15 protein-coding genes are annotated in these 19,068 nt (G+C 36.0%); 7 read left to right on the top strand and 8 right to left on the bottom strand.

What is annotated here, in order from left to right:
• Positions 1–19: 19 nt before the first annotated feature.
• The 7 genes from ggt to BKH40_RS01045 all read right to left on the bottom strand — a co-directional run bounded on the left by ggt (position 20) and on the right by BKH40_RS01045 (position 8,703).
• Entirely contained in the window at positions 20–1,729 is a 1,710-nt protein-coding gene (gene ggt / locus BKH40_RS01075) for a gamma-glutamyltransferase (RefSeq protein ID WP_095276051.1), read from the bottom strand.
• 188 nt (positions 1,730–1,917) lie between these two features.
• Complete coding sequence (locus BKH40_RS01070) at positions 1,918–2,697, bottom strand: radical SAM protein (protein ID WP_143428438.1); 780 nt, start codon at positions 2,695–2,697, stop codon at positions 1,918–1,920.
• Positions 2,698–2,789: 92 nt separating this feature from the next.
• Positions 2,790–4,103 carry an adenylosuccinate lyase gene (purB, locus tag BKH40_RS01065; RefSeq protein ID WP_095276048.1) on the bottom strand — a complete coding sequence of 438 codons (1,314 nt, stop codon included), beginning with the start codon at positions 4,101–4,103 and terminating at the stop codon, positions 2,790–2,792.
• A gap of 271 nt (positions 4,104–4,374) precedes the next feature.
• A complete protein-coding gene (gene pstB / locus BKH40_RS01060) occupies positions 4,375–5,277 on the bottom strand; it encodes a phosphate ABC transporter ATP-binding protein PstB (RefSeq protein WP_095276046.1) in 903 nt (300 codons plus the stop codon).
• Between the two features lie 41 nt (positions 5,278–5,318).
• Entirely contained in the window at positions 5,319–6,161 is an 843-nt protein-coding gene (gene pstA / locus BKH40_RS01055) for a phosphate ABC transporter permease PstA (protein WP_095276044.1), read from the bottom strand.
• A gap of 3 nt (positions 6,162–6,164) precedes the next feature.
• The gene (pstC, locus tag BKH40_RS01050; protein WP_095276042.1) at positions 6,165–7,259 is read right to left on the bottom strand and encodes a phosphate ABC transporter permease subunit PstC; all 1,095 of its coding nucleotides are present in this window, start codon (positions 7,257–7,259) and stop codon (positions 6,165–6,167) included.
• 109 nt (positions 7,260–7,368) lie between these two features.
• The gene (locus tag BKH40_RS01045; RefSeq protein ID WP_095276040.1) at positions 7,369–8,703 is read right to left on the bottom strand and encodes a glycosyltransferase family A protein; all 1,335 of its coding nucleotides are present in this window, start codon (positions 8,701–8,703) and stop codon (positions 7,369–7,371) included.
• A gap of 133 nt (positions 8,704–8,836) precedes the next feature.
• Between BKH40_RS01045 and BKH40_RS01040 the strand changes: the two genes are divergently transcribed.
• From BKH40_RS01040 to lpxD, 5 genes are read left to right on the top strand one after another with little or no spacing between them, the layout of a single operon-like run.
• On the top strand, positions 8,837–9,625 hold the full coding sequence (locus BKH40_RS01040) for a sulfite exporter TauE/SafE family protein (protein WP_095276038.1): 789 nt from the start codon (positions 8,837–8,839) through the stop codon (positions 9,623–9,625).
• Between the two features lie 12 nt (positions 9,626–9,637).
• Positions 9,638–11,032, top strand: coding sequence for a M23 family metallopeptidase (locus BKH40_RS01035; RefSeq protein WP_095276036.1), 1,395 nt, complete (start codon positions 9,638–9,640; stop codon positions 11,030–11,032).
• A gap of 21 nt (positions 11,033–11,053) precedes the next feature.
• The gene (locus BKH40_RS01030) at positions 11,054–11,899 is read left to right on the top strand and encodes a class 1 fructose-bisphosphatase (protein ID WP_095276153.1); all 846 of its coding nucleotides are present in this window, start codon (positions 11,054–11,056) and stop codon (positions 11,897–11,899) included.
• On the top strand, positions 11,886–12,080 hold the full coding sequence (locus tag BKH40_RS01025; protein ID WP_095276034.1) for a hypothetical protein: 195 nt from the start codon (positions 11,886–11,888) through the stop codon (positions 12,078–12,080). The genes BKH40_RS01030 and BKH40_RS01025 overlap by 14 nt, the downstream gene beginning before the upstream one ends.
• 50 nt (positions 12,081–12,130) lie before the next feature.
• Positions 12,131–13,168, top strand: coding sequence for a UDP-3-O-(3-hydroxymyristoyl)glucosamine N-acyltransferase (gene lpxD / locus BKH40_RS01020; RefSeq protein WP_095276032.1), 1,038 nt, complete (start codon positions 12,131–12,133; stop codon positions 13,166–13,168).
• A gap of 189 nt (positions 13,169–13,357) precedes the next feature.
• Here the strand turns inward: lpxD and BKH40_RS01015 are convergent, their stop codons facing one another.
• Positions 13,358–14,665, bottom strand: coding sequence for an RNA polymerase factor sigma-54 (locus BKH40_RS01015; RefSeq protein ID WP_095276031.1), 1,308 nt, complete (start codon positions 14,663–14,665; stop codon positions 13,358–13,360).
• A gap of 198 nt (positions 14,666–14,863) precedes the next feature.
• Here BKH40_RS01015 and BKH40_RS01010 point away from each other — a divergent pair, with 198 nt between their 5' ends.
• Positions 14,864–16,552, top strand: a complete 1,689-nt coding sequence (locus BKH40_RS01010; RefSeq protein WP_095276029.1) for a lactate permease LctP family transporter — start codon at positions 14,864–14,866, stop codon at positions 16,550–16,552.
• 765 nt (positions 16,553–17,317) lie between these two features.
• Entirely contained in the window at positions 17,318–18,991 is a 1,674-nt protein-coding gene (locus BKH40_RS01005) for a lactate permease LctP family transporter (protein WP_095276027.1), read from the top strand.
• Positions 18,992–19,068 lie beyond the last annotated feature (77 nt).

Genomic DNA, 19,068 nt, shown 5'->3' with positions numbered 1-19,068 from the left:
TAGTTTACTAGTTTGCTTACTAGTACTCTTTCCTTGGATCAGGACTTGCATAAAAGATACCATCTTTTTTAGGGATCATTATAGCGTTTACATCGCCCATATCTGGCTGTACGCTTATAGTATAGCCCATCTCTTTAAGCAGTCTTTCTGTGTCTTTATTAAGCGTGTCTTTTTCAACGCGAAGCTCATCAGGCAGCCACTGCATGTGGAATCTTGGTGCATAAACTGCATGTGATATATCCATGCCATGATCTATTACATTACTTATAACTTGAAGCACAGTAGTTATGATTCTAGATCCCCCCGGACTTCCTACTACCATATAGATATCATTACCCTTTAAAACTATAGTTGGTGTCATAGAGCTAAGTGGTCTTTTATTAGGCTGGATCTCATTAGCCCTGCCACCTACTAGTCCATAAGCGTTAGGTACGCCAGCTTTTATAGAAAAGTCATCCATAGTGTTATTCAGTAAAAAGCCAGCCCCTTCGATGGACGCACCACTGCCATAAGCTTCATTAATAGAGTAAGTAACACTAACTGCGTTGCCAAACTTATCAGCCACTGAGTAGTGAGTGGTGTTGTTACCTTCAGGAAGCACTACAAGTTTTGCTTTTATCACTCCAAGTCCGGGCTTTACATCTTTACTTGGTTTAGCACTACCAACTCTTATCTCTTCAAAGACTTTTTTAGCATACTCTTTGCTATCTAGCGTATCTATAGGCATGTTTTTTACAAAGTTTGGATCACCTAAGTAAGCTGACCTATCAGCGTAAGCTTGTCTCATAGCTTCTGCCATGATGTTTATAGTGCTTGCACTATTAAAGCCAAGCTTAGCAAGGTTTGCATTTTCCATGATGTTTAGCATCTCTATTAGGTGCACACCACCACTGCTTGGAGGTGGCATAGATACTATAGTGTAGCCTCTATAAGTGCCTACAACTGGAGTTCTCCATATGACTTTATAGTCTGCTAGGTCTTCTTTGGTTATGATGCCGTGGTTTTTTTCCATATCTTTAACTATCAAGTCAGCAACTTTACCTTTATAGAATCCATCTCTGCCATCTTTTTCTATAGCCTTTAAAGTAGTACTTAGATCTTTTTGTATGAAAAGATCTCCTTCTTTATAGTCACTACCATCTTTTTTTAAAAAGTAGCTTTTAGAGCTTGCAAACTTCAAAAACTTATCCCTTGCAGCTTGCATACTTTTAGCTTGATGAAGTGGCATAGCATAGCCTTCTTCTGCTAGCATGATAGAAGGTTCCATAAGTCTTTCTCTACTCATAGTCCCATACTTTTGGCGTAACTCTTCAAGTCCAGCCACAGTGCCCGGAACCCCAGCGCTTAGATAGCCTCCAGTGCTTGCACCCTCTATAACTTTGCCATTTTTATCAAGATACATATTAGCACTAGCTTTTTGTGGGGCTGCTTCTCTAAAGTCTAGTGCTAAGTTTTTACCATCTTTTGTTCTTATGATGGCAAAGCCACCACCACCAAGGTTGCCTGCTACTGGGTGGACTACAGCTAGGGCATAGCCTATAGCCACTGCTGCATCAAAGGCGTTGCCTCCATCTTTTAAGACGTCATTTCCTATCTTTGTGGCGATGTCTACTGAGCTTATAGCTATGCCATTATTACTTTGTATAGGGGCGGGGGCTGCAGCTTCAAGCACTAAAGTAAAGCTAAGTATAAATGCTAGTAGGAGAAAAACTTTTTGTTTAAGCTTCATATGCTAGTTTCCTTTTTTTGTTAGAGTTTTTAAGATTGTATATTAAAAAGAAGATTATTTTTAAGTTTTTTTGACAAAAATGCCATCTATGCTAACTTTAAGTAACTTTTAGATTCTAAGGACTATTCATTTTTACACAAGATAGAACATTTAAGCTTTACTAAGCCTTTCATTTAGTAATTGCTAATCTAGGCTATGCCTTTAAAACTGCAAGTTTTACAAAAGTTTTCTATAAACTCACCTTTTCTCATGGCACTAGTAAAGTCTAAAAACTTTCTAGATTCTAAAAAAGTCTCTAAGCTAAGCCCATTATTAGAATCTAGACTTGCATCTCCAAAACTTATCTCTGAGTTAGCACACATGCAGCAAGGCACTATCTTGCCATTAGATAAAAAAGCAAGTTGTTTTATACCACCTAGGCACTTAGTGCTTCGCTTTATTTTAGATTCTAAGCTTGCAGATTTAGCATTCCACTTAAATCTATTATGTGTTTTTAGGATGACTTTTGGGGCAAGCCTAAGACCATGACTTGTCTTTTTTACCTTATCTATATAGCCAAGACACTCAAAAAAGCTTGCAAAGTCTTTGGTTATAGAATCTACTTCTAAGCTATCACTAAAAAGACGCAAGTTTATAAACACTTCACTTTTACACTCTAACTTATAAGCACAAAAATGCTTTATAACTTCAAAGTACTTAGGTGTTTTATGCCTATTAAAAAAGTAAGATTCTAAAGAAAAGCTTACTTGATGGATAGGAGGAGTGCTTAGAATCTTAAAGTAGTCTTCATCTAAAAAAAAGCCACTAGTTACAAGGTCTACTTTAAGACTATTTGCCTTAGCGATGCTTAGATACTCATTTAAAAGAAGAGGTTTTAAAACTAATGGGTCACCTAGTACATGAAGGCTTATAAGCTTAGTTTTACCTTTTAAAAAAGAAGCGATTTTTGTAAAAAGCCCTAAGTCCATAATGCCCCTTACACCCTTTTTAGGCGTGCAAAAAGCACACTCTAGATTACAAATATCACTTAGTTCTATATAAACTTTATGCCACTTCAAAACTAGCCAAAAACCCTTTTAAGGATGGAATCTACATTTTTAAGATAGTAGCTATACTCAAAGCACTCTTTTATCTCATCTTCACTTAGATACTTGCTTAAGCTAGGATCTTTTAAAAGGAGTTTTAAAAATAGCCCTTTTACATCTTCTCCATCTTGAAGCTTTTGCCATACTTCCATAGCATTTTTTTGTACTATCTTATAAGATTCCTCGCGGCTTAGCCCCTTTTTAGGCAACTCTAAAAGCACTCTTTGAGAAAAGACTAGCCCGCCGGTTAATTCCATATTTTTAAGCATATTTTTAGGATAGACTACAAGATTTTTGATTAGCCCTTCAAGCCTAGCAAGCATAAAATCAGCAGTAACAAAGCTATCTGGAAAGACAAAGCGTTCAACTGAGCTATGGCTTATATCCCTTTGATGCCAAAGACTTACATTTTCTAAGCTTGGGATAAGATAAGCCCTTATCATCCTGCAAAGTCCAGTTATATTTTCGCTTAGGACTGGATTTCTTTTATGAGGCATGGCTGAAGAGCCTTTTTGCTTGGGAGAGAAGTACTCTTCTGCTTCATAAACTTCAGTCCTTTGAAGGTGCCTTACTTCAAGGGCTATATTTTCACAAGTGCTTGCTAAGAGGGCTAACTCACTTATAACCCTAGCGTGTACATCGCGTGAGATGACTTGAGAGCTTATAGGGGCAGGGCGCAAGTCTAGGGTTTCACAGACCATAGATTCTAACTCAAAAGGAGTATGGGCGATATTGCCCATAGCACCACTTAGCTGACCCATGCTAGAGTTTTGTTTGGCTTCTTTTATATTTTTAAGATTAAGCTGTAACATATTGGCAAAGTTTGCTAAAACTAGCCCAAAAGTTATAGGCTCACCGTGGATGCCATGGCTTCTACCTACCATTAAAGTATCTTTATGTTCATAAGCCTTAGCTTTTAGTGTGCTAAGCAGGCTTTCAATGTCTTTTATGATAAGGTTTAGTGCGTCTTTTATCTGTAAGGCTAGGGCTGTATCTATGCAGTCACTGCTTGTGATTCCATAGTGAATCCATCGCTTCTCTTCACCTAAACTTTCTCCAACTGAAGTAGTAAAGGCTATCAAGTCATGTTTAGTCTCTAACTCTATCTCATTAATGCGTTCTATTTTAAAGCTAGCATTTTTTTGGATCTTGTCATTTTCTTCTTTGCTTATAAGGCCAAGCTTGTGCCACGCTAAAACCAGAGCTTTTTGTACTTTTAACCATGAATCATATTTGCTTTGCTCACTCCAGATATCACTCATCTCTTTTCTTGCGTATCTTGTAACCATATATACTTATCCTTTTTTGGAGTTTTTTAGATTCTAGCAAAAAGCTAGGGGAGACTTTGCTTTTGCAAGTTTTGATAAATATAAGGAGTATGTAAGAATAAGTGGTAATAAATCTCTGTGTTATGTGCATTGAAAGATAGAATCTAAAACTATAAAAATTAGATTCTATAAAATTAGAAAAGTTTTATATCTACTACTTCACATAACTGCTACTTCATGCCATGCACACCACACTCCTAAAGGCAAGATAAAAACTAGATTCGTTATTTAATCACCCAAACTTACCGCCAATGTATTCTTTAGTAAGCTTTTCTTTTGGGTTATCAAAGATGTCTTTGGTTTTATTAAGCTCTATTAAATTGCCTAGATACATAAAAGCTGTTTCATCACTAACCCTTTGGGCTTGCTGCATATTATGCGTAACAATCAAGATAGTAACTTTTTTCTTTAGCTCAATTACTAGCTCTTCTATAGCCTTAGTTGCGATTGGATCAAGTGCAGAAGTAGGCTCATCAAAAAGCAGTATCTCTGGGCTTAAAACTATAGCCCTTGCTATGCAAAGTCTTTGCTGCTGTCCCCCACTTAGCCCCATAGCACTATCATCTAGTCTATCTTTTACTTCAGTCCAAAGATTAGCTCCTTTAAGTGCTTTTTCTATACGTGGATAAAGCTCCATCTTAGACCTTATACCCTTAAGTCTTAAGCCATAAGCTATATTATCAAAGATGCTCATAGGGAAGGGAGTAGGCTTTTGAAAGATCATGCCTATCTTACTTCTTAGGTCTATTAGATCAGTTTTTTTGCTTAGGATGTTATGTCCTTCATAGACTATCTCACCTTCATACTTTGCACCCGGATATAGACTATGTATCTGATTAAAACACCTTAGTAGCGTGCTTTTACCACAGCCACTAGGGCCAATTAAAGCTAAGACTTTATTTCTATCAACTTTTAGATTGATATTTTTGATGCTTGCTACTTTTGCCTGTGGGTAGTAAAAGCTAAGATTTTTAACTTGTAATATAGAATCTTCTTTGCTAGGTGCTTTAGAAGGACTATCTTTTAAGTCTTTACTAGCTTTTGTATTTTTATCTTTTAAGTCAGTTTTTATCACTTTAGATTCTTTAGGTCCATACACATCTTTTTGGATATCTTGCTTTTTGTTTTCTTTCATGTGGATAGTTCTCCTTTTGTTTTTATCTTACTTCTTTTGCCTTATTTCTTTTTGGCAATTAGCAATCTTGTGCCTATATTTACTATTAGTATGAAAGCAGTTAGTAAAAAGGCTGCATTCCACCCTAGGGTTTGATAGATGTGTTCTGGGTTAGTAGCAAAGTTATACATCCATATACTAAGACTAGGCATAGGGTTTACTGGGTTAAAAGTTAAGATTTGAGAGTTGCTGGCTGTAAAAAGTAAAGGCGCACTTTCTCCACTTACCCTACAAAAGGCTAGTAAGATTCCAGTTAGAAGGCCATTTCTAGCGGCTCTATAAACTATCTGGGTTATCATCTTATATCTTGAAGCCCCTAGTGCCATGGCTGCTTCTTTAAGGTTATCAGGCACTAGAGATAGCATATCATCAGTAGTTTTTAAAACGATTGGAATCATTATGATACTTAAGGCTAAGATTCCAGCATAGCCACTAAAACCATGTGTTGGCACAACTATGATGGCATAGATAAAAGTGGCGATTATGATAGTTGGCATGGAGTTTAGTAAGTCTCCACACATCCTAACTATGTTTAGCACTTTTTGATTCTTGCAGTACTCTCTTAAAAAAGTCCCAGCTAAAAGCCCTATAGGTATAGAGATGATGCTAGCACCTATGGCTAAGATTATCTGCCCTACTATGGCAGCACGCAAACCACTAGCAGGGTCCCTTGGCCCTAAGTCATCATTAATAAAAAGGTGCAAGCCAAAGTGCTGTAAGCCTTTATAAAGCACAGCCCCTATGATAAAGATTAATACCAAAACACCAAATATCGCAAAGATATAGCTTAGGCTTAGGGCTATGACGTTTATAATCCTTCTTCTTGTTAGATTGGCATTATGCATAATTTAACCCCTTTTTCTATTTATAAATTTTTTAGCTATGAATATGATTATAAAGTTTAAGACTAGTAAAACTAAGGCTAGGTAAAAAAGACTTGAGCTATAGATCCCATCTCCTGCTTCTCCAAAATTTATAGCTATGGTTGCTGGGATATTAGTTGCTGGCTGGATTAAGGAAGCTGGGATCTTTTGTGTGCCGCCTATTAAAAGGGCTACTGCCATAGTTTCGCCAAGCACGCGAGATAAAGCTAGTATCATGGAACCTACAACGCCAGTTTTAGCATAAGGAAAGACTACATCTTTTACTACTTCAAAGCGAGTAGCTCCAAGTCCGTAAGCAGATTCTTTAAGCATGGGTGGGGTTGCATCTATGCTATCTCTCATCAAAGAAGCCATAAAAGGTAGCACCATGATGCTTAAAACTATAGATGCACTTAAGATTCCAACTCCTATACTTGTGCCATCTGGGCTTAGTTTGGCAACAAGTGGCACTAAAAAGATAAGCCCTACCATGCCATAAACTATAGAAGGCACGGCAGCTAGTAGCTCTATAGCCACGCCTACTACTACTTTTACATGTTTATGGGCAAGCTCTGTTAAAAAGATAGCTATGCCAATTGATATAGGAATAGCTATAACCATAGCGATGATTGCACCAACTATACTTCCATAGATGGCATTTAGTGCACCAAAGACCTCTCGCCCAGAATCCCATTTAGTCGATATCAAAAAGCCAAAGCCAAACTTGCTAAAAGCAGGGATGGCATTAATTATGATGCTTAAAGCTATGGCAAAAAGCACTATTACTACTATCCACGCAAAGATGGTTGAGATGTTTTGATAGATGATATCAGCAAGCGTTATCCTGTGACGCCTAAGCTGCTTTTTAAGTTTTCTAATCTTTTTTAGGAAGTTTAGTTTTTTTAGTCTTTTTCTTCTTCTTTCTTTTGCAAGAGGAGAGTTGAAGTTAGAGATAAAGTGCCTTTTTTGGATGCTTTGCTTAGCTAGGTTTTTAGCGATTTCTGCTTTTTGTAGCTCTTCTAAGTAGCGTGAGTTAGCACGCTCTTGGGGGGAAGGCTTTTTATCTTTTTGTCCTTTCATATACTCTCCTGTGATTAGACTTAAGTTAATGGCTGAATTGTAAAAAGGTTTTGTGACTTAATTATGACAAGATTTAAAAGCTTATGCATGGGTTATCTTAGGCTATGTCTTAGTGCTCTAAAGGTAAGTCTTTATTAGCTTCTTTTTTTAAAAGCCTTTTTATAGTTTCTTTTACTCCAAGGGCTATTAAAGTAAGCACGATGGCTCTTCTAGCTATCTTGAATGAAAAATAAATACCATCTCTTAGTGCATAAAAGGTTTTAGCAGTTTTAGGTTTAGTAGATATAAATCTATAAGAAAAGCCTTGAGTGCTTATATACTCTAATACCTTAGCATCTAAAGCCTTGGCGTTTAAAGGGTCTATACTAGGCCTTTTAAGTCCTAGGCTTACTGGCAAGTAGACTTGAACTATCCTTTTAAAAGTCTTAGGTTCAAATCTATCTTTGTTATTTAAAAGCTCATTTAAAACTATAGAAAAGCAGTAAGCATGGTAGTACTTTCTAAGCTTGCTAAAGTCTTTAAAGTAAGTAGATATAGGCTTTAAGTGCTTAGGAACTTGCCCTATATCCTTACTTTTAAAGTAATCACAAGTTGAATTAGCCCTAATCCTATAAATATAGCTTTGCTTATTTATAATCTTTAGATTCTTATGTGCTTTAAAATCTTCTTCACTTATGCCAACAGAGCAGCTTAAAAAAAGCAGCAACCCAAAAAGGTGGTCTTCGCACTCTATGTATTTAAATCTTAGATCTAAGACATTAAGCTTATCTGCACGAAAGATTCCATGACAAACCCAAGGAAGATCACCAAAATACATATCATTTAAAATCTGATAGGTTGAAACTATCTTTTTACTAGATCTTCTTAAAGATTGCATGTAGTAGTCAACTATAAACTCTCCTAGCCCATAGCCTTCTACTTGAGAGCCCATACCATGCCAGACTATATCAACTTCTTTATCTAAAACATCAACACAGTCTTTGATGCACTCTAAAGTTATAAAGTCATCACTATCTACAAAGTGGACAAAAGAGTCTTCAGGAAGCTTTGAGATAGCAGTTTCTAGTACGCTTTTATCGACGTAGATGTGATTGCTAGCTTTTGTTTTTACTAGGTCTAAAAACTCCCTTTCTTTAGGCGTTAAGTTTACATTATCTTTACTTTTTAAAGCCTCTCTTAAATTAGTACCTTTTATAAACTCTAATCCTAAGTTTCTAGCACTACTTTGTCCGCCATTAGGCTTAGAGATGATGAAGATTCTTGGGTCTTTTCTTGCATACTCTAGTGCTATTTCTAAGCTTTTATCACTGCTTCCGTCATCTATGAGGATGATTTCTATATTGTCATAGGTCTGTTTGACTAAGGAATCTAGGCAGTCTCTGAAGTAAGAATCAGTATCATAAAAAGGTGTAATGATTGAGATTTGAGGTTTTAAATATGGCATAGCCTTCCGTTATGTATTTAATTTACTTTTTAATTGTAGCAGTCTTTTTGGTTAAAATATTTTCATTTCAACATGGATTTTGCATTTAGAGTTTTAGGGTTAGTTTTAACCCTTTAAGTAAGGATAGTCTATTATGGATGTAGTATATTTTGCTTTGCTTGGAATAGTTACAGGGGCATTAAGTGGGATGTTTGGTATAGGTGGGGGGACTGTTATAGTTCCAGTTATGCTTTATTTTGTCTCGCCTACTGAAGCAGTTGCTATCTCAGTTATGCAGATGATTTTTTCTTCTATCTTTGGGACAGCTATTAATCTAAAAACTAAAAAGCTTTCTATCTTAGTTGGCTTGACTGTTGGGGTAGGTGGTTTTATAGGTGCTGGCTTTAGTGGACTTGCTTTAACTTATATACCTTCAAGATGGCTTATGTTTATCTTCTTACTAGTTGGAATCTACTCTCTTTTAAACTTTATCTTTAATAAGAAAAAAGAAACCATAGTCAAGCAAGTCAATAAGATAAAAAGATTTTTTAGCATGCTTTTTATAGGCTTTATAACTGGTATCTTTGCCATACCTTTAGGCATAGGAGGAGGCGTTATACTGGGGCCTTTGCTTTCAAAGATGCTAGGGCTTGATAGTAAGAAGATAGCACCAGTTGCTTTGTTTTTTATAGTATTTAGCTCTATTGCTGGGATGGTATCTCTGCTAAGATTACACGTTGTTGATCACGTGGTATTAAAAAATGGCTCCATCCTTGGTATAGGAAGCATCATAGGCGTAAGCATAGGAATCTTTTTAATAACTAAAATGAGCCTTAAATGGCACAGGATAGTTTTAATAATCATCTACGTCCTATCAGTCTTAGCTACTTTAAATAAGGTCATAGAGTACTTTTTCCATGTGTCTATAGCTAATATTTTTTAAAGTTAGGTTTTAATGCGTTATATTGGATTTGTTATCTTTCTCATCATACTTTTGTTTGCTTATGTTTTATTTGATAGTCAAAGCTTTGAGAGGGTAAAGCCAAATGTAACGCTTTATGTCACTAACCAAAGTCATGAAAAAGTGCCCTTAGATTCTAAGTATATCAATCCTAATAACGCAGTTAGTTTTACTTCTTTTGATAGTAGTGGGCTAAGGGAGTATAGCTTTAAGATCTTAGATTCTAAGTCTAAAGTCATAGGCGAAAAATATGGAATCTTTTTAAAAAAAGATAAAAATATAGATATAAATCTTCCAAAAGTGACCAACTTAGAAGATGGAAGTAAGATAACTTACATACTAGAAGTTAAAGACTGGAGTAATGCAGGCTTTTTTGGTGGTAATAAAACTGTAGTAGAAAAAGATTTCATAGTTGACACTAAGCCCCCAGAAGTTAAAATCATAGCTATGTCGCCTAAGATTAATAACGGTGGAAGCGCAATAATAGCTTTTAGTGTGAAGGGTAAGAATGTAAAAAGCGTCACTTTAACTAATGGGATAAATAACTTCAAGCCTTTCTTATATAGGCACTTAGATGACAAAGATATCTATATAGCCCTTATGGCTTGGCCTAGTAGTAATGACTTTTTTGAAGGGAAGATAATAGCAATAGATGATGCTTTAAATAAGACTTCTACTAGGTTAAATCTCAACAAAAGTGTAGGCTTTATGCTAAGGAAGTCTAATATCAGACTTAGAGAATCTTTCCTTAGAAAAAAGATTAATGAGATAATAAGTATAGATAAGGTTGACGCTCCAAGTGACTTTATAGGTCGCTTTAAGTACGTTAATGAAGTCTTACGCACTCAAGATGCACAAAAGATACTAGATAAGGCTACTCCAACTAACTATAAGATTGACACTTTAGTGCCTTTTAACGCAATCACTCCTTTTAAGAATCCTCGTGTAGTAGGTAGTTTTTATGATAAGCGAACTTATTGGTTTAAAGGGCAAAATATAGGCACAGCTATGCACATGGGCATAGACTTAGTAGATACCCATAGACACACTAAGCTTACTCTTCAAAATGCCGGCCACGTAGCAATTAATGAAAGCTTAAGTATACATGGCCACACTCTTATGATAAATCACGAGCTAGGTTTTAGCACGCTTTATGCCCATATGTCTAAGGTTGAAAAACTTGGGACAGATCTTAGTGCTGGAACGTTTTTAGGTTTAAGTGGGGCTACAGGGCTTGCCTTTGGTGATCATGTACATCTTGAGACTTTAGTGCAAGGTCTTTATGTAAGACCAAGTGAGTGGCTAGATGAAGACTGGGTTAATAGTAATATTAATCCTGTTATAAAAACAGTAACTAAACTTTATGGCAACATAGACAAAGATAAATAAAGGAGGCTAAGCATGTCTAGTATGGAGAAAAATATAGAAGAGATTTTAGAAGTATTAAAAGCTAAGGCAGTAGTATTAAGCGAGATGCTAAAAGAAAGGCTTGCAGGCTACTCAGATATTAATAATGCAAGTGGGGATCACGTCTTAAAGATAGATATGAAAGCTGACTTACTTTTTGGAGAGGCTTTAAAAACACTAAAGTGTGTTAAAGGCTATGTAAGTGAGGAGCAGCCTAATTTTGTAGATGTTAATAAAGATGCAAGTTTGATAGTGACTTTTGATCCACTAGATGGGTCTTCACTAGTAGATTCTAACCTTTCTATAGGATCTATCTTTGGCATATATGAAGGTGGGCTTAAGGGGGAAAATCTAGTCACTGCGCTTTATTTTATCTATGGGCCTCGCTTAGAGCTAGTAGTAGCAAAAAAAGAGGCTAAGCACTATGTCTATGTAGATAAAGAGTGGAAGTTCATCCAAGACTTTAAAATGGAATCTAAAGGCAAGCTAAACTCTCCAGGTGGCACTCAAAAGTACTGGGATAAAAAGCATAAAGAGCTAATAGATTCTTTTTTTGCTAGGGGTTATAGACTTAGATATAGTGGAGGGATGGTCGCTGACTTACATCAGATACTTTGTAAAAAAGGTGGTATCTTTAGCTATCCTGCTACTAGTGATGCAAAAAGTGGCAAGCTTAGAATCCTCTTTGAAGTCTTTCCTTTTGCTTTTATCTATGAAAAAGCAGGCGGGGAGGCAAGTGATGGTAAAAAGAGGTTGCTAGATATAGAAGTGCCAAGTCTTCATGCAAGCACACCTTGCTTTTTTGGAAGTAAGGTTGAGATGAAAGAGGTTAGTGATGTCTATAGATGAAAAGTTTAAGATAGCTTTAAAAGAAGAAAAAGCTAAGCTTGAAGAGTGTCAAAGGCAAAAAGGTCTAGCTTCGTGTCTAAAGTGCGAAAAAGTCTTTGAGTGCGAGACTAGGAAAAGATATGTAAACTCAGTTTATGAAAGTATGAATAACGGGCAGGGTGGAAGCTTTGACTTTAACTAGTATAGCTAGGGAGTTAAAGATAGAATCTTGCCTTGTTAAAAGGAGCAAAGATGAAGTTAAGTGAGATATTAGGAATCTTAAAGCTAGATTCCAAATTAGAGCATGACTATGAGGTAGAAAACCTAACTACACTAGATAAAGCTGGCCCTAAAGATATATCTTTTGTTATGCAAGAAGAGTATCTAAAAGACTTAGCTAGCACAAAAGCTGGTGCTGTATTTTTAGAACAAAGTATGCTAGAACATGCACCAAAGGGTTTGCAAACTATAGTTATTGAAGATATGCACTTTAATTTAGCGCGCCTAAGTGCCTTTTTTGAAGTAAGAGAGTTTAGCAAGCCTAGTTTTAAGCTTTTAGATTCTAAAAGTTTTGAAAGAGTAGATATCCATCAAAATGTACTAGCAGGGAAGAATCTAGTAGTAAAAGAAGGAACTACCATCATGCCTAATGTAACGATAGGAGATGATGTCTATATCGGAGCTAATGTAACTATCATGCCTAATGTTGTGCTTTGTGATGGTGTGGTAATAGGTGATAATACCTTCCTTTATCCTAACGTAACCATCTATCATAAAAGCTTGATAGGTAAAAATGTAAGACTTCATGCTGGAGTGGTTATAGGTAGTGATGGCTTTGGCTTTGGGACTTCAAAAAAAACTGGGCTTAACAAAAAGATCTTTCATAACGGTATAGCCATAATAGAAGACGACGTAGAAATAGGGCCTAATACTGTTATATCAAGGGCAGTTTTTGATAAAACTATCATAGGAGAAAACTCTAAGCTTGGCGAGCTTATAGCCGTGTCTCATAACTGCATACTAGGAAAAAGCAACCTACTAGTCTCTCAAGTAGGTCTTGCAGGTAGCACGACAACAGGGCGTAATGTAGTCTTTGGAGGGCAAGCAGGTGTTGGCGGGCATGTCCATATAGCTGACTTTGTACAAATAGGCGCACAAGCTGGAGTTACTAAGTCCTTATTGCAACCGGGCACTAAGTGGAGTGGTATGCCTATACTTCCTTTAAAAGACTTTTTAAGATTCCATGCTATGACAAAGACTATGCTTTTAAGAAGTCATGATAAAAAGTAGCACTAGTGTGAGTGTGATACTACTTGCACTCATGCTAAAAGGTTAGATATCTTAGGTAGATTTATTGCATTGTTTTAGTTTTTTAATACTATTTAATTAATTGTAAGAAGTGGCTAAAGTTGCAATAGGGCAATCATAATGCAAAATAACTATTCATAATAGATATTTAAAAAAGTGCGGTTGATATACTCACTCACAGGCTATCTTATACATCTTTTTACGTTGGCTTGAGCCTTCGATATTAAGCTGCTTTCTGTACTTTGTGATAGTTCTTCTTACTATTTTTAGATTAAACTTTTCTTCTATGAGGCTTAGGATTTTGACATCACTTAGAGGCTGTTTTTTGTTTTCATTTTTTATTAACTCTAGTAAAAAGTCTTTTATGCTTGCATTACTTGTGTTTTCATCTATGGCAGTTGTAAAAAAGCTTTTTATAGGAAAGATACCACGATTACACTCTAAAAACTTATTTTGTATGGCACGTGATATAGTACTTGGTGAGTGCTTTAGCTCATCTGCTATATCTTTTAGCTTCATAGGTTTTATCTCTCCACCTAAAAAGAAGTCATATTGATACTCTATTATCATAAGGCCTATTTTTCTTAAAGTCGCTTTTCTCATATCAAGGGCGTCTATTAAGTCTCTTGCTTCTTTGAGTTTGGACTTAAAAAAGGCATCTTTTAGCACTTCTTTTTTTATCCCTTCAGTTTTTGAAGCAAAGATGTTTGGATAGTAGGCGTCATTTAGTCTAAGCTCGATGTTATGCTTATCTTGCATTAAGATTAGATCTGGGACTATCACGCTGTCACTTGGCTTATAGTCTATGGCTGGAGGACGTTTAAAATGCTTTATAACGTTCATAACTTTTGCATAGCTTGCGTGGTTTTTATAGCTTGCATGGGCTTGTAAGTTTGAAAGTATCTTACTTGCTAGCTCATAGTCTTTGCCTTCTAGCTCACTAGAATCAAGCTGGAAGATTAGCGATTCTAAAGCATCTTTTGCGCCTATACCAGTTGGAGTAAGTCTGCTAAAACGAAGCCTTATACGCTCTATCTCTTCTTTAAAAGTATAGATTTCTTTAACTTTTAAACTTTCTACTAAAGAATCTAAATCTGTATCAAGGTAGCCATCTTCATCTAGATTGTCTATTATCTCAAAGGCTATACTTTGGCTTTTTGGGCTTGGAAAAAGTGGAGGCACTATCTGTTCGCTTAAGACTTCATAGAGACTAAGTTCATAAGTGCTTAGACTTTCTATCTTATCGCTTAAGGAGTTTTTGGCACTAAAGACTTCTTTTTGGATCTTTTTAGTTGGGGCTAGGCTGCCTTCAAGTGAGGTCTGAAAGTTGCTTTCTACGTTGATGTAAGGATTATCTTCACTCATCTTAGAGATGACGCTTTCTAGGTCTGTAAGAGAGCTTTGAAGCAGTGGAAGCCAACCTTTTAACGTAGAAGAAAGTTTAACTTTTGCTGAAATTTGCGTTTTAAGTTTTGCCACAAGCCTACCTATAACTCGGTTTAATCTTTTTTTAATTTTATCACACGCAAGTGGATCAAAAGCTTTATATTTTTTAAAGATTAATAGTTGCTAGGGCTTTAAAGACGTCAAGATTTATTAATAAATTATGAATATTGTGTCAATTTTAACTCTTATTTTGATAACATGCATCATATCTTAGAAATTCAAGGAGAAAAAATGGGCGTTGAGCAAGTGTCTGGTCAGTGGTTGCAAAACTACGATCCACTAGGTAATTTATGGCTTAGTGGCTTTGTAGCAATACTTCCTATTATTTTATTTTTCGTAGCTTTAGTCGTATTTAAAGCAAAAGGATGGCTTGCTTCCTTACTTACAGTTATACTCAGTATGCTTATAGCCTTATTTATGTATGAGATGCCTTTTAATATGGTCATCATGTCTTTTATTAGAGGTTTCTTGTATGGTTTATGGCCGATTGCTTGGATTATTGTGGCTGCGATTTTCTTATACAAGCTTTCAGTTAAAACAGGCTATTTTGATGTTTTAAAACAAAGTGTTATGCAAATAACTCCAGACCATAGAATCCAAGTTGTGCTAATAGGCTTTTGTTTTGGGTCTTTCTTAGAAGGTGCTATAGGCTTTGGTGGTCCAGTAGCCATAACTGCAGCCCTTTTGGTTGGACTTGGCTTAAGACCACTTTACGCTGCTGGTCTTTGCTTGATAGCTAATACCGCACCAGTTGCCTTTGGTGCAGTTGGGATTCCAATCATCGCCATGGCTGGGTCTGTAGGTGTACCAGCTGATGCAATCTCTGCTATGGTTGGTAGGATGCTACCTCCTTTAACTATCTTTGTACCTTTCTTTATAGTTTTCTTGATGAATGGTTGGAGGGGAGTTAAAGAAACTTTCCCTGCAATCTTTGTAGCAGCTATAAGCTTTGTGCTAGTTCAGTACTTTAGCTCTAACTATCTAGGTGCTGAATTACCAGATATCATCTCAGCTATAGTTTCTATCTTCTTAACAGCGATATTCTTAAAGTTCTGGAAGCCAAAAAACATCTTTAGAACTGATGGTGATACTTCAGAAGCCGCACTTAGCATAGGTGAAAAACACCATATATGTAAAGTCATAGTTGCATGGCTTCCTTTTGTGTTTTTAATCATAGTTGTAGTTATATGGAGCACTCCTTGGTTTAAAGACCTAGTAAAAGCTGGCGGAGCCTTAGCCGCTACTAATATAAGCTTCCATATGCCTTATATCTTTGACACTATATTGCAAAATATACCTTTAGTTGAAGCACCAAAAGTTATAAACACTACTTATACTTGGAATATCATAAGTGCTGCTGGAACTGCTATCTTAATAGCCGCTATTATTAGTATCTTTGCACTTCGCGCAAGACCTAGTGTAGTGGCTAGTTCTATTGCCGAGACTTTTAAAGAGATGTGGATACCTATCATCACTATAGGCTTAGTTGTAAGCTTTGCTTTTGTTTCTCAGTATAGTGGAGCTGGTGCTACTATGGGGCTAGCTTTAGCACAAACTGGAGGCGTGTTTACCTTCTTCTCGCCAATAGTAGGCTGGATAGGCGTTTTCTTAACAGGATCTGATACTTCTGCTAACTTACTCTTTGGTACACTTCAACAAGCTACTGCTAAAGGACTAGGTATGCCAGAAGTACTATTCCTAGCTGCTAACTCTGTAGGTGGAGTTGTAGGTAAGATGATAAGTCCTCAAAGTATAGCTATAGCTTGTGCGGCAGTTGGACTTGTAGGAAGAGAATCTGAACTCTTTAGATACGCAGTTAAGTACTCTATAGGTTTTGTTATAGTCATAGGTATTTGGATAAGCCTTATAGCTTATGTCTTCCCGGGCATGATTCCAGATATAGCAAACTATGCACACTAAGATACTTTAGCCTTATAAATCTACTAGCCTTTATCTCCCCCTTAAAGGGGGACTTACTAGGCAAATTAAGATCTTATAGATCTAGATATTAATTAATAAGATGCTAACTTTATAATAAGAATCTTCTTTCAAGTCAAAGCACATCCTTTGATTATTTCATGATTACAAAATGGCATTAAAAGGATGGAATCAGTGCAGACTTAGCCATCTTTACTAGAAATAAAAATGAGCTTAACCTTCTAATTATTTGCCAAAGGCAAAACTTCCCTATAAAAATTTTAGTTGCCTATAAGCAGCTAGATTTTCATAAGAAAGTATTTTTTAAAAACTTAATGGGAGTGAATGAGAGCTTAAAGCCATCTTTTTTTCTTGTATATTACAAACTTATACAAACTTATACTTGCTTTACATTATGCGGTATTTTTATTGAAGATAGTTTTATTAAAAATGCTTATAGACTTAGAAAAAGCAGAGTTTTTACAAGTTTTTAATAAGGTCTTTTTAGAATCTTTTTAGTTTTGCCACATTTAGCAGTTTTTTGTTTTTTTAAAGTTTTTAATAGGTAAAATTTACTTTACTTTTTTACTTATTTATTACTTTTATACACATATTACGCCTAAAAACATAAAGAAAATGTAAGCTACTTAAGCTATCTTTAGTAAATAAAGTACTAACATCTCTCGTATCTTAGTGTCATGTTTTTGCTATTTTGACACTTTGTAGATCATCGCTTTAATTAAATTTTAATTAACGAAGGGAAGTTAAATGGGAGTAGCAGAAACATCGGCACACTGGCTACAAAACTATAACCCGCTAGGCAACTTATGGCTTAGTGGTTTTGTCGCTATATTGCCTATCATCTTATTTTTTGTCTGTTTGGTTGGGTTTAAGCTAAAAGGATGGCTTGCATCACTGCTAACAGTGATACTAGCTATGATAATAGCTTACTTTGCATATAAGATGCCTTTTGGTATGGTCATCTTGTCATTTGTAAAAGGTTTCTTATATGGTCTATGGCCTATTGCTTGGATCATCGTAGCAGCTATCTTTTTATATAAGATATCAGTTAAAACTGGCTACTTTGATATCATCAAAGAAAGCGTTATGTCTATAACTCCAGACCATAGAATCCAAATCATACTAGTTGGTTTTTGTTTTGGTTCTTTCCTAGAAGGTGCTGTTGGTTTTGGTGCTCCAGTAGCCATAACTGCTGCCTTGCTAGTTGGACTTGGCTTAAGACCACTTTACGCAGCAGGTCTTTGTTTGATAGCAGATACCGCACCAGTTGCTTTTGGATCTATAGGTATACCAGTTATAGCTATGGCTGGAACTGTAGGCGTACCGCCTGAAGCTATAGGTGTTATGATGGGTAAACTACTTCCACCTTTAACTATACTAATTCCTTTCTTATTGGTATTCTTAGTTGGTGGCTGGAAGGGTATAAAAGAAACTTATCCAGTTGTATTAGTGGCTTCTATAAGTTTCCTTATAGTTCAGTCTTTGGTTCTAGCCTTTGTAGGTGTTGAGCTTACTTCTATACTAGCTTCAATAGTTTCTCTTGTATTAAGTGCTATTTTCTTAAAGTTTTGGAGACCTAAAAACATCTATAGGATGGATGGTAAAGTTCTAACAAAAGATGATATAAAAAGCAAACATAGCACAGGTACCATAGTGCTTGCTTGGTCACCATTTGTGTTCTTAATTATTGCCATTATCATTTGGAGTATCCCGGGATTTAAAGATCTATTTAAACCGGGTCATGCTTTAGCGGCTACAAATATAGTCTTCCACCTACCTTACATAACTAATACTATTTATGAAGTTGCACCTATAGTTAGCCATCCACATGTGATAAATACATCCTTTGTATGGAACATCATAACTGCAGCAGGAACAGCTATCTTAATAGCAGCTATTATTAGTGTTTTTGTACTTAGGGCTAAACCAAAAGTTATAGGTGAAGCTATAGTTGATACTTATAAAGAAGTATGGCAATCAGTTATCATGATAGGTTTGGTTGTAAGTTTTGCCTTTATCTCTCAGTATAGTGGTCTTGGAACTACTATGGGGCTAGCTTTAGCACAAACTGGTAAGGTTTTCACCTTCTTCTCGCCAATAGTTGGTTGGATAGGTGTGTTCTTAACAGGGTCTGATACTAGTTCAAACTTACTATTTGCCTCACTTCAGCAAGCAACAGCAACTGGTATAGGCGTACCAGAGACTTTACTGCTAGCTGCTAACTCACTTGGTGGTACTGTAGGTAAGATGATAAGCCCTCAAAGTATAGCTATAGCATGTGCTGCTGTTGGTATGCTAGGTAAAGAATCTGATCTATTAAAGTACGTCTTAAAGTACTCTATCATCATAGTTATACTAATTGGTATTTGGATAAGCCTAGTGGCTTATGTCTTCCCAGGTATCATAGTACAACTTCACTAGGCATAAGCACTAATAGCCTTCAAAGCTAAGTTATACAAATACCTTCTAGGTATTTGTATAATACGCTATTTAGAATT

Source organism: Helicobacter sp. 11S02629-2 (genome assembly GCF_002272875.1).
In the GTDB taxonomy this organism is placed as follows: Bacteria; Campylobacterota; Campylobacteria; order Campylobacterales; family Helicobacteraceae; genus Helicobacter_I.
Note: the sequence above shows the minus strand (reverse complement) of the source record. Positions and strands in the feature narration are given on the sequence as shown.

Bases quoted from the DNA above. Each gene is read 5' to 3' on its own strand.
- BKH40_RS01070 (WP_143428438.1), bottom strand. From the start codon at position 2,697: ATGGACTTAGGGCTTTTTACAAAAATCGCTTCTTTTTTAAAAGGTAAA.
- BKH40_RS01030 (WP_095276153.1), top strand. From the start codon at position 11,054: ATGGAGAAAAATATAGAAGAGATTTTAGAAGTATTAAAAGCTAAGGCA.
- pstA (WP_095276044.1), bottom strand. From the start codon at position 6,161: ATGCATAATGCCAATCTAACAAGAAGAAGGATTATAAACGTCATAGCC.
- BKH40_RS01005 (WP_095276027.1), top strand. From the start codon at position 17,318: ATGGGAGTAGCAGAAACATCGGCACACTGGCTACAAAACTATAACCCG.
- BKH40_RS01045 (WP_095276040.1), bottom strand. From the start codon at position 8,703: ATGCCATATTTAAAACCTCAAATCTCAATCATTACACCTTTTTATGAT.
- purB (WP_095276048.1), bottom strand. From the start codon at position 4,103: ATGGTTACAAGATACGCAAGAAAAGAGATGAGTGATATCTGGAGTGAG.
- pstC (WP_095276042.1), bottom strand. From the start codon at position 7,259: ATGAAAGGACAAAAAGATAAAAAGCCTTCCCCCCAAGAGCGTGCTAAC.
- pstB (WP_095276046.1), bottom strand. From the start codon at position 5,277: ATGAAAGAAAACAAAAAGCAAGATATCCAAAAAGATGTGTATGGACCT.
- BKH40_RS01035 (WP_095276036.1), top strand. From the start codon at position 9,638: ATGCGTTATATTGGATTTGTTATCTTTCTCATCATACTTTTGTTTGCT.
- BKH40_RS01040 (WP_095276038.1), top strand. From the start codon at position 8,837: ATGGATGTAGTATATTTTGCTTTGCTTGGAATAGTTACAGGGGCATTA.
- ggt (WP_095276051.1), bottom strand. From the start codon at position 1,729: ATGAAGCTTAAACAAAAAGTTTTTCTCCTACTAGCATTTATACTTAGC.
- BKH40_RS01025 (WP_095276034.1), top strand. From the start codon at position 11,886: ATGTCTATAGATGAAAAGTTTAAGATAGCTTTAAAAGAAGAAAAAGCT.
- lpxD (WP_095276032.1), top strand. From the start codon at position 12,131: ATGAAGTTAAGTGAGATATTAGGAATCTTAAAGCTAGATTCCAAATTA.
- BKH40_RS01010 (WP_095276029.1), top strand. From the start codon at position 14,864: ATGGGCGTTGAGCAAGTGTCTGGTCAGTGGTTGCAAAACTACGATCCA.